Source organism: Flavobacterium sp. YO12, from assembly GCF_004119495.1.
Classification (GTDB): Bacteria; Bacteroidota; Bacteroidia; order Flavobacteriales; family Flavobacteriaceae; genus Flavobacterium.
Genome location: NZ_NRQU01000103.1, coordinates 1 through 9,802, shown reverse-complemented (window position 1 = coordinate 9,802; position 9,802 = coordinate 1). Strand labels below are relative to the sequence as shown.

At 38.3% G+C, this 9,802-nt stretch carries 10 protein-coding genes; 4 read left to right on the top strand and 6 right to left on the bottom strand.

The features are described 5' to 3' along the window. Positions 1–446 precede the first annotated feature (446 nt). Genes mobC through BOW55_RS19975 form a run of 3 tightly spaced genes read right to left on the bottom strand, consistent with a single transcriptional unit; the run spans position 447 to position 4,104 of the window. Positions 447–2,429 carry a conjugal transfer protein MobC gene (mobC, locus tag BOW55_RS19985; RefSeq protein WP_129026152.1) on the bottom strand — a complete coding sequence of 661 codons (1,983 nt, stop codon included), beginning with the start codon at positions 2,427–2,429 and terminating at the stop codon, positions 447–449. A 32-nt stretch (positions 2,430–2,461) separates the two neighbouring features. Continuing rightward, positions 2,462–3,727 carry a relaxase/mobilization nuclease domain-containing protein gene (locus BOW55_RS19980; RefSeq protein ID WP_129026150.1) on the bottom strand — a complete coding sequence of 422 codons (1,266 nt, stop codon included), beginning with the start codon at positions 3,725–3,727 and terminating at the stop codon, positions 2,462–2,464. After that, a complete protein-coding gene (locus BOW55_RS19975) occupies positions 3,712–4,104 on the bottom strand; it encodes a plasmid mobilization relaxosome protein MobC (protein ID WP_129026148.1) in 393 nt (130 codons plus the stop codon). Before BOW55_RS19975 ends, BOW55_RS19980 begins: the two co-directional genes overlap by 16 nt. Before the next feature lie 301 nt (positions 4,105–4,405). Between BOW55_RS19975 and BOW55_RS19970 the strand changes: the two genes are divergently transcribed. Next, entirely contained in the window at positions 4,406–4,699 is a 294-nt protein-coding gene (locus BOW55_RS19970; RefSeq protein WP_129026146.1) for a hypothetical protein, read from the top strand. A gap of 359 nt (positions 4,700–5,058) precedes the next feature. Here BOW55_RS19970 and BOW55_RS19965 read toward each other — a convergent pair whose 3' ends face one another. Continuing rightward, a complete protein-coding gene (locus tag BOW55_RS19965; protein ID WP_371414549.1) occupies positions 5,059–5,529 on the bottom strand; it encodes a RadC family protein in 471 nt (156 codons plus the stop codon). 383 nt (positions 5,530–5,912) lie between these two features. Here BOW55_RS19965 and BOW55_RS19960 point away from each other — a divergent pair, with 383 nt between their 5' ends. Beyond that, on the top strand, positions 5,913–6,236 hold the full coding sequence (locus BOW55_RS19960; RefSeq protein WP_129026142.1) for a hypothetical protein: 324 nt from the start codon (positions 5,913–5,915) through the stop codon (positions 6,234–6,236). Positions 6,237–6,566: 330 nt separating this feature from the next. Here BOW55_RS19960 and BOW55_RS19955 read toward each other — a convergent pair whose 3' ends face one another. Further along, positions 6,567–6,815: a hypothetical protein gene (locus tag BOW55_RS19955; RefSeq protein WP_129026140.1), complete on the bottom strand. Its 249-nt coding sequence runs from the start codon at positions 6,813–6,815 to the stop codon at positions 6,567–6,569. Between the two features lie 488 nt (positions 6,816–7,303). Here BOW55_RS19955 and BOW55_RS19950 point away from each other — a divergent pair, with 488 nt between their 5' ends. Together BOW55_RS19950 and BOW55_RS19945 are read left to right on the top strand one after the other, a co-directional pair. Continuing rightward, on the top strand, positions 7,304–8,692 hold the full coding sequence (locus BOW55_RS19950) for an IS3 family transposase (protein ID WP_129026138.1): 1,389 nt from the start codon (positions 7,304–7,306) through the stop codon (positions 8,690–8,692). Positions 8,693–8,710: 18 nt separating this feature from the next. Further along, positions 8,711–9,304, top strand: coding sequence for a transposase (locus BOW55_RS19945; protein ID WP_129026136.1), 594 nt, complete (start codon positions 8,711–8,713; stop codon positions 9,302–9,304). Between the two features lie 233 nt (positions 9,305–9,537). Here BOW55_RS19945 and BOW55_RS19940 read toward each other — a convergent pair. Continuing rightward, on the bottom strand, positions 9,538–9,802 hold a 265-nt coding region (locus tag BOW55_RS19940), incomplete at its 5' end, for a YcxB family protein (RefSeq protein ID WP_164975078.1).

Below are 9,802 nucleotides of genomic sequence, written 5' to 3'. Positions count from 1 at the left end.
TAAGGTTAAATCTGTCCTTTCTTATGTTATTTTTTGAATTATTAGTATAAGGGCTAATAAAAATAGTATTGTCGAATTCAAAAAAGATTCGGAGTAAGCCGCTGTAAAAAATCTAGTGACCACCTTAAGAAGATAATTATTAAATAAAAACCAACTACTACAGCCATTTATCGAAATCAGTCATTATATTATTTAATAGAAGAACCTATTATCCTTATCAATGAAATAAATATACTTAGAAATAATATTAATCAAATTGCAAAAAAGAGACACACTCTAAAGCAGCGCCCTGAATGGTTATTAATGTAGTTCTAAATAAAATTAGAAGAAAAAAAATTAAAATAATCTTCCCATTCAAACTAACTTTCCTCTCCAACTAACCTCGCTCTCACCGGTCAAAATCAAAACAAGCACACAAACAAAATCTCTTCTAAAAAACAAAACGATCACTTCTTCACAATAAAATGTGTCAGCGCCGGATCATTTAAGAGTCTCTCCATTTCAGTATAAATAATATCCTGCACTTCTTGTTTGATCTGCAGATAGTTCTGTTGTATCATGACATTATCGAGATTCCTCACCCGCGGTATTTCCCTATAGCTTTCTTCTTCTCTTCGCAGCGCCTCATGGTCATTCACTATCTCGGAATGAAAGGCTTTTAGCTCGATTTTACAATCAGGATTGTCAGCCACAATCCCCACAAATTCCCCTGAACTTAAAGAGGAAATTTTGGAAGCCGGTACGGCTGATTCCAACTGTTTGGAACGGCTGATTGAAGTGTCTGCACTATTGATTGAAAGGCTTTCGCGGTCCTGCATAATTTTTCCAAATCGTTCTGAAAGCTGTTTGGCTGTATCGCCGGTAACCTGACCACTAATAATATTTCCGGTAATATTTAAGATCACATCCGCCTGCTCGCGTCCATAGTCTTTTCTAAGCTGGCTGAAGTCCTGAATTCCTAAACAGGTCGCTACTTTATTGCTTCTTGCCGTAGCAATTAAGCTGTCCATATTGTTGAGATAAATTGTTGGGAATTCATCAAATATCAGACTGCTTTTGAGTTTTCCCTTTTGATTGACCTGCTTGATTAACCGGCTTACATAAAGTGATAAAACAGCGCCGTAAGTTTGTATTTTCTGGGGGTTGTTTCCCATGGATACAATCTTAGGCTCGAGCGGGTTATTGATGTCCAAAGTAAAGTCATTACCTGAAAGTACATAGTACAGCTGCGGGGAAGAGAGCCTTGCCATGGAAATTTTGGCAGAGGCAATTTGTCCCTCAAGCTGCTCCATAACGTCCTTAAGGTAGGCGCTGACAAATGGATTGATAAGCACTTCAATCTCTTTTTCTGTTCTGAGCAGAGTAAAGAGACTGTCGTAGTCCAGCTGCATGAGTTCAATAACGTGCGGCAGAGTGCAGAATTCCCCGTCATTATATTTTCGTAAATACCATATTATAGCTGTCAGAAAATTGATAGGGGATTCCACAAAAAAGTCACCCTGTTTTTTAATCCATTCCCGGTTAAGTCCCAGCAGAATTGTTCTTGCTGATTCCGCTGCATCGGTTATGTCGGTCATCGATTCAGGATACAGAGGATTGCATCTGTGACTGCGGCTTAGATCATCGAAATTAATCATGTAAAATTTGGGTTCAACAGTATAAAGATGCCGGTATTTCAGCCAGGTATTATAAGCAATTATTGTCAGATCAGCGAATTTAAAATCGTAAACGAACATGCTAAATCCCTTTTGAATATGCTGAGTAATTACATGGCGAATTACAAAATAAGATTTCCCCGAACCTGGTGTTCCTGGAACCAAAAGCGATCGAAAAGGATTGATAATATTGATCCAGCTCGAACGAAGCTTATCTTTGAGGTAATAACGCGCCGGCAGGTTAATGGAATATTCATTTTCCAGAAGCCTTTCCTCCTGGGGAAAGGTCTCATTTTCACTGTTGAAAATATCTGCTGCAGCAAGCCTGTTTTTTATTACGCAAGACAGCAGGGTCCCTCCTGAGAGCACCAGCAGAAACCCCAAAACAGTAATCCCTATATACAGCACTGCACCCGCTGAAACCCAGCCATAAAAAAGCAGCACCAGACCGCTCAAAAAATAAAGCAGCAGTCCTGATCCCATACAATAAAAAGCGGTTCTGAATTGGAGTTTCTCCTTCTTTCTGCCCTTTGCCCCAAGAAGCGAAATCACCAAAAAACAGAGCGAAATAAGCTTAGATAAATGAAAGTTTCTGAACAGTCCAGTCTTATAAACCGAACCTAAAATCTTATTCCCAAAAGCCCCCGTGAGCTCCCAGAACCGGAATGCGTCATAACAGTAATAATAAAAATGAAGCATCAGTATAACGATGCTCATAAGTCTTGTCATATCGAGTATTTTTCTCAGCGCCTGTTCATTTTCTCCTGTCTGCATAGCTTTTGATTTTTACCATAAATAATTTGATCTTAATTCAGATCTGAACGTCCCTTTCTTTTTTTCTTTTTCCGTCTTGCCTTACACTTTCCGCCGTCGTAATCAGGCTGCCATTCGGGTTTCATAAGCTCATGCAGTCCTTTAATGTTAATCTCCTGCACCCCATTTTCACAGGACTGCTTTTCACTGAAATCAATCCTGCTTTTCAAAATCGTTCCAAGAGCTGAAGGGACCTCTTTTCCCACAGTCGTCTTACAGCGTTCCAAAACCGCCTTGGCACTGTAACTGCTGCCCAGCGCACTTCCGTTAAACACGCATTTGGTTACATGATCCACGTAGGTTATGCCGTAAAGCAGTCCTGCATCACTTTTTCGCAGCACGGTATTGATTCCTTCCTTTTCCAGCAGCACAATGAGTTTGTCCAAATTCATCTCTTTCCCGAAAAAAGCGCTGTCCACAATGCTTCGTATTCTCTTTTTTTCAAAAGCTTTTTCGCCCCTGTTCAAAGCAAATTTTCTTTCTAAAAAAGCCAGTGTCGGGCGCATTGAAAAGTCACTTGCTTTTATGGGAACACCGACCGGTTTTCCACTCTGATCCACTATGCGGTACAATAGTCCTCCCGAGATAAAAACACGCGAGTTCTCACTGCCCCTGTCTGCTTTAATATGATAGAGCTGCAGCACGGCATTGAGCTCTGCAAGCGACGTGTATTTGTAGGAGGACAGTACAGCATACAGCACATTGGAAATCGCTTTTTTGGACTCCGTTTTACCGTATTGAACCTTAGCGGCCGGCACTGGTTTCATGGAAGGAATCAGTTCCTTTTTTGAGTCTTCAGCCCGCACCAGTCCGAAATCTTTTTCAATCTCTTTTCTGGCCTTTTCTGACTGGTTCTTCCCTATGTTCTGCATGTCAATTCTAGAGCCGTCTGCTCTCACTTTTATCGACACCAGATGAATGTGTGGATGGCCTGCATCATGGTGCTGATAAACCAAGTAAGGCTGCTGTCCGAAACCAATTTTTTCCATATAAGCATCGGTTATCTGCAGGAGCTTTTCAGCGGAATAATGCTCCGAAGGATGAAAGTTGAGTGAGATGTGCACGCTGCCGCGTTTCACGTTGTCATTAAGAGTGTTCTGATTGAGCAGTCTGCTGAGTTTCATGATAAGGCTCATTCGTTCTACGGGCAGAGGATAATTACCCTCGCCGATGCAATGGGCTTCTCCCGTCTTTACTTTATTCTCATTGTAATTCAAAATACGGCGCACGGAATGTCCCGTCTTTATGACCGCAACCATTTCCCAGCCATTTTTTCTATACAGCTCTGAATCGCTTCCACCTTTTCCAGCAGTTCTTTTCGCTGGGCTTCGGTGCTGATAATCCATGCTCTGAATTCAGAAATCTGATCAAGAGTATGCAGTTTTTTAACCGTCTGATTAAAGTTGTTTCCAAGAGCGCTCAGCTCTTTTCTAAGGCGGATAATTTCCAGCATGCACTCATCAAGTGATTCGTTGCGGTAATGAACTGTTACAGGCATATTAAGAAGGCACTTTCTCATGTACTGGCTCATCTTGCGGCAGGCTGCGGCCTTAAACCGTTTTTCTATCCCGGCATATTCGTCTGCCGTAAAGCGCACTGCTGTAATACGCGTCCTGTTTAAAATCTTCTTTCTCATCGTTTTTCCCTTTCATTTCTTCAAACAATTCTCCCTTCAATTTCTCTGCCAGCGAGTTCCGAGCAGAAGGCAGCCCGATGCGTTTGTTAAACAAACGGACATCTGGCCGACTGCAGGAACGAGGCAGTCCCCCGACCCCTTTAAAAACATTCTGCCTTAGAGAGTATCCTGAATAATTCATCCGCTAAAGTAAAAAAGCCCTTTGGATCCCGCTTATCCCAGCCATATTTTGAACGGGCTGTTTTCAAAGCTTCAGCGTACCTTTGGAAAAAATCAATTCGTAATTTAAAACGTGAAAATTATGCTGACAGAAAATGATGCGGTGCAGATTTTCGATACCATTATGAGTATCCCCGCAATGAATGAAATGGTGAGAATGGATCTGAAGATTTCACGAAAAAATGTACTGCTGCTTTATCATGTGATCGAACGCGGCATTAATGAAAATGAAGGCAGCCTTTCGATACTCCTCAAGAGTGTTCCAAAGGAGAATACAGCAGAATTAAAACAGCTTTCTGAGGAATGCCTCCAAAGGGCAGGTCTTGCTGAACTGAACCAGAAACTCTCGAATCTAGGAGCTGCTGAAAAACAGTAAAAACAAAAAAGCCGTTATCAGAAATCTCCTGTTAACGGTTTTCTCATTTCAGCTCATTCACGTTTTTTTTTCTGCTGTCTTTATGTTACAATCCTATATGTTTTTTTTATAGTTTTCTTCAATCATGTATCCTGTAAAATAAGCCACCATAAGATTTAAAAACAATCTAAAAAAAGCGGACTAAACCCGAAATATACAAGGGTAATTATTTTTTATGCTGCTGCAAGTTTTCATAGGAATCAATATCAAATCCGTCCTGTAAACAGGCTGCACTTACAGCGCTCCTACAAGGCTTGAATACAGGTCTAAAACAAGGTTCTGCAGACAAAATCCAAATTAAAAAAAACAGAAAAAAGACGCTATAAAGCGCCTTCATCTGCAAAGGAATAGTAGCTTTCGTTGGTAATAATCAGATGATCCAGAAGCTTAATATCCAGCAGCTCTCCTGCTTGTGTTATTTTTTTAGTTATGCTGCTGTCAGACTCTGAGGGAAATGCTCGTCCTGAGGGATGATTGTGCGTCACAATGATGCCTACTGCACCTGCTTTAAGAGCTGCCGCAAACAGCAGTCTGATATCTACGACAGTTGCTGTAATGCCTCCCGAGGACGCTTCATAAATGCCCAGCACTTTATTGGACTGGTTAAGCAGTAATACTTTGAACTGCTCCAAAAATTCAATCTTGCCAGGATCCCAGCAGTCTTTTATGAGGTTATAGGCGTAACTGGAGGATGTAATATGAGGTCTTTGGGAACTTTTAACTTTTGTTTTATAAATCAGATCGATTTCTGAAACAATTTTCCAATTGGTGTTTTCTGCAGTTTTCATGATGCTATAGATTTAAGATTAATTATAGCACCAGCCTCGGGCAGAGGGAAGCAAGCGCAGAAAGCAACGCAATAAAGCAGGACGGCCGTCCTGCATTTATGGGGGAATTTTTTGCAGCGCCCCGCGCCGCTGTTCCCGACCTTTGTGATAAAATTAAACGGTACTTACATCCCTGCAATGCCTGAACTGTCAAGAATAAAAGGATTAAGATTGGTATAGAAAACGAACTGCAGCAACGTTGTTAAAATAAATACAGCATATAAAGCAGAGACAAATACCTGGCTGCCAAAACGGTAATAATACAGTATAAAAAAAACAGCTGCATAATAAGCCGTCAGGGTAATTACTGCCTTGTCTTATGTACTGTTTTGAACTACTTTTGCAGCATGAATTACGAAGATATTAAACGCCATTTTGAAAACAATCCTCCGCCTAAAGAAGTAAGGTGGACAGAATGGGCAAAGATCACCAATACAGAAATTTTCCTTAGGAGCTGCTATATCGGCATCACAAACTTTAACGGGCCAATGGACCGCTGTCCAGCATGGTGGCATCTAAGAGATTTCTATCTTCTCATGAGAAAAAATGTCTTGCAGAATGCCGGCGAAGAAACAGCTGCAGTACCTGTTCATGAAGAAAGTGCAGGGAAAAATGTCTATGAAGAAACTATTGCAGAAGGTCACTTTCAAACAGAACCTGCCGCGGTTTAAAATCAAATTGACCCATTTTTTACTGCAAAAATCTAAAGTCGTTTTTAAATATATTCTTCTGTCTTAATTTTACGGCAGAATCATTACATATTATAATTTAGAAAAAAACGCAGTAAAATCAGCCATACAGAAACAAGGTTCAAGCGTATTAATCTAACATAAAAAACTTCCGTTTATTATTACTTTAAATTTTGTGGTAAAATTGCAGCACATTGTGTTTTCGAAAAACAAAAATGCTGCAATAGTAAGAATTCACAGATCTGGGTTCAAAACTGTATTATGAACACCAGTGTTACTGGATGGCATAAATGTCTGCAGCTCCTAAAGATTCTATTCACAGATAGAAATCGAATCTGAAAGATTTTCCGAATTAATAAATGCTGCTATGTAATTATGGGCTTCACTTCTATGTTCTGCAGCAGTTTCAAAAGTATTTATATGAAATTCATCGTCCTTATCCATAATATGGATAATTTCAGTAAAACCTTTTGAAATCAGATTCCCTTTTAATTTGATCACATTGAGCTGCTGGCGCGAATCTAAATCTTTTCTCACCTTTAATTGTATCGCTTTTTCCATTGTAAAGATTCCTTAAATGCAGTTTAGCACTTCTCCTCAAATTTAAAATTTAATCCTTTTTCTCCAAAAAGAACAATGTTAAAATTGCCGGCTCTGAAAAGTTAAAACATAACTGCAGGATTTAAAAGAAAACAATTATAGAAAGTTGAAAACTTAATCTAGGTTTTGTGACAAGATCATGGTACATGTTTTTTTTAAACAGCAGAGCAGTAAATATACTGCCGGCCTTTTATAGATCCGACCATGCATATTTTTTTTTAAGCTACCATATTCTTACAAAAAACTTAGTTATTTACAAATTATTTTTAGACATTTAACCAATACAAACAAAAGCTAAACTACTGAAACAGCCTGCAGTTAAATTACGTACTCCGTCTCGAAATTGAAATTTCAAACCAGTTGATTTACTGACGGCTTTTAAATAATAATCTGAATCATAAAAACACTTTAGACTAAACTTCAATGTTTTATAAACACAAGGTATCTTTATGGGAAAACAATATCGGTATTTTGACCGCAACTTCAAAAAACAAGCCGTTCTATTGAGTTATCAGAGAAGCAATATCGCCGAGCTTGAACGGGAGCTCAATATAACTCCCGCACTATTATATAAATGGCGGCAGGATTACGAAAAATTTGCAGCAGACTGCTTCCATGGCAAGGGAAAACCCAAGGTAAACAGGAAAAAAACGATAATTTCTGCACAATCTAAAGCAGATACAGATACCAAAAAACGTTTTTTTGACACTGCTTTCAAGGAGAATGCAGTCCATATGAGCTTTCAAAGAAGTAATATTTCCCAACTTGAAAAAGAACTCAATATAACTGCTGGGTGTCTGCACAGCTGGCGCCGTATTTTTGAGAAATTTGGAGCAGGATGCTTTTGTGGAAAAGGCCGTACAAGAATAGATCCAGAGCAGCAGAAAATATACGTACTTGAAAGAAAATGTTATGAAGCAGAGCTGCGTCTTGAAATCTTAAAAAAAAGCCTTCCCTATCTTAAAAAAGACTTTCCTGCAATTTTTGAGTTCATTAAAGAAAATGAACAAAAATACACTATATATAAAATGTGCAGAGCCTTGGAAATAAGCGAAAGCAGTTATCGGTTATGGAAAAAACAACCGCTTTCAGACACTAAAAAGCGAATAGTTTTGCTTAAAGAAAAAATAACTTCTCTATTTATAGGCTCCTCTAATCGTTATGGGTGCGTCAAAATTGCCAAAGAATTAACAAACAGCGGAACAAAAATTTCCTATACACAGGTAGGTTTGTACATGAAACAGATGGGACTGCATCCAAAAGCAAAAAGAAAATTCAAAATCACAACAGATTCCAAACATAACTTTTATACTTCTCCTAATGTATTAAATCAGCAGTTTAAAGTAAGCGGTCCCTCCAAGGTATGGGTATCTGACATTACATATATCCAAACCAATAAAAGATTTTTATATCTTACTATTGTAATGGACCTTTATGATAGGAAAATAATAGGATGGAGTCTGAGCAGTACAATGACAGCCCAAAGGACATCGATTGCAGCCTGGGAAATGGCTGTGGGTAATCGCAGCGTTGAGAAAGGACTGATATTCCACTCTGATCGCGGGGTACAGTATGCATGCAGGTCTTTTATCACAAGACTTGACTCTTATAACTGTATTATCCGCAGTATGAGCCGTAAAGAAAATTTCTTGGATAATGCGCATGCGGAGAGTTTCTTCAATACACTAAAAAGAGAGTTGATTTATCGTAATAAATTATTATCAAAAAAAGAGATAAAAACGGCTGTTATTGATTATATTAAAAACTGGTACAACAAAATACGGATACATTCCAGTCTTAATTATAAGACTATTGAAGAATTTAATACCGGCAAATAACTATAGAATGACGGACATATGAAAAATCAGAAAATTTATGACCGCGCTTTTAAAGAGAAGGCAGTTCTGCTGAGTTATGAACGCGGCTGCATTGAAAAGGTCGAAGAAGAACTCGGCATAACAAAGTCTCTTCTGAACAGATGGCGTCAGGATTATAAACAATATGGATCAGGAAGCTTCCCAGGAGCCGGATATCTGCGATTAAGCCCTGAAGACAAAAGAATTTACCTCATCGAAAAAAGAATTGAGAAAGCTGAAAGAGACTCCAGTATCATAATAAAAGCGGCTCCTTATCTTTCCAAAAGCAGACATATGATCTATATTTTCATTCAGGATTTTGAAAAAACATGCGCTGCAAAACAAATCTGCAAAACTCTGGGAGTAGACCAAGGTGCTTACAGCAGATGGAAAAAGCAATATGTCTCAGAGAGAAAAAAAAGAAAACTGGAATTACTGCGGGTAATTGCCGCTATATTTATTGCAATGGAAAAGCGATATGGTTATATGAGAATAGCCGCCGAACTTCAGAAACGCGGTTATACAATATCCAGCTCTACTACGGCTAGATATATGAAAGAATTAGGTCTTTTTGTTTCAATTAAAAAACCTTAAACAAAGAACTAAAACAGCCCGCGGTTCTTTTGTTTCTGCTAAAACCCAATTCATAATCTGCCGCTCATCTAAATCAGCAGCAATTAAAGAATGATCCTCTCTATAAATCCATTTTTCATTTATATCCAAATATCCATTTGAATTTATACATCTAATTCTATTTGTTAAATTTATAGGATCTAAAGCATGCATTCTTAATCCAAGAAGCGGATCATTGTACTCTTTTTAATCATTTATACTTTAAGAATATGAGTTCCATTCTTTTCTACAAATGTGAGTAACTCCTCTATTTTTCTTTTATTAGTACATTTATTAGAGATAGAAATAATATAGCCATTACGTTCCTTTATATAGAGAAATAAAAAATCTTTCGTTAAAATTACCCTTTCTATTCTGCTCCATTGATGAGAAAAACTCCCATAAGGTGAATTTATTCTTATAAACGAACTATTAAAATTGAGTCTGTATTTATGAATGAAACCTTCAAATTTCAATAAT

Coding starts and splice junctions, on each gene's coding strand:
- mobC (WP_129026152.1), bottom strand. CDS start 2,429: ATGCAGACAGGAGAAAATGAACAGGCGCTGAGAAAAATACTCGATATG.
- BOW55_RS19980 (WP_129026150.1), bottom strand. CDS start 3,727: ATGGTTGCGGTCATAAAGACGGGACATTCCGTGCGCCGTATTTTGAAT.
- BOW55_RS19975 (WP_129026148.1), bottom strand. CDS start 4,104: ATGAGAAAGAAGATTTTAAACAGGACGCGTATTACAGCAGTGCGCTTT.
- BOW55_RS19970 (WP_129026146.1), top strand. CDS start 4,406: ATGCTGACAGAAAATGATGCGGTGCAGATTTTCGATACCATTATGAGT.
- BOW55_RS19960 (WP_129026142.1), top strand. CDS start 5,913: ATGAATTACGAAGATATTAAACGCCATTTTGAAAACAATCCTCCGCCT.
- BOW55_RS19955 (WP_129026140.1), bottom strand. CDS start 6,815: ATGGAAAAAGCGATACAATTAAAGGTGAGAAAAGATTTAGATTCGCGC.
- BOW55_RS19950 (WP_129026138.1), top strand. CDS start 7,304: ATGGGAAAACAATATCGGTATTTTGACCGCAACTTCAAAAAACAAGCC.
- BOW55_RS19945 (WP_129026136.1), top strand. CDS start 8,711: ATGAAAAATCAGAAAATTTATGACCGCGCTTTTAAAGAGAAGGCAGTT.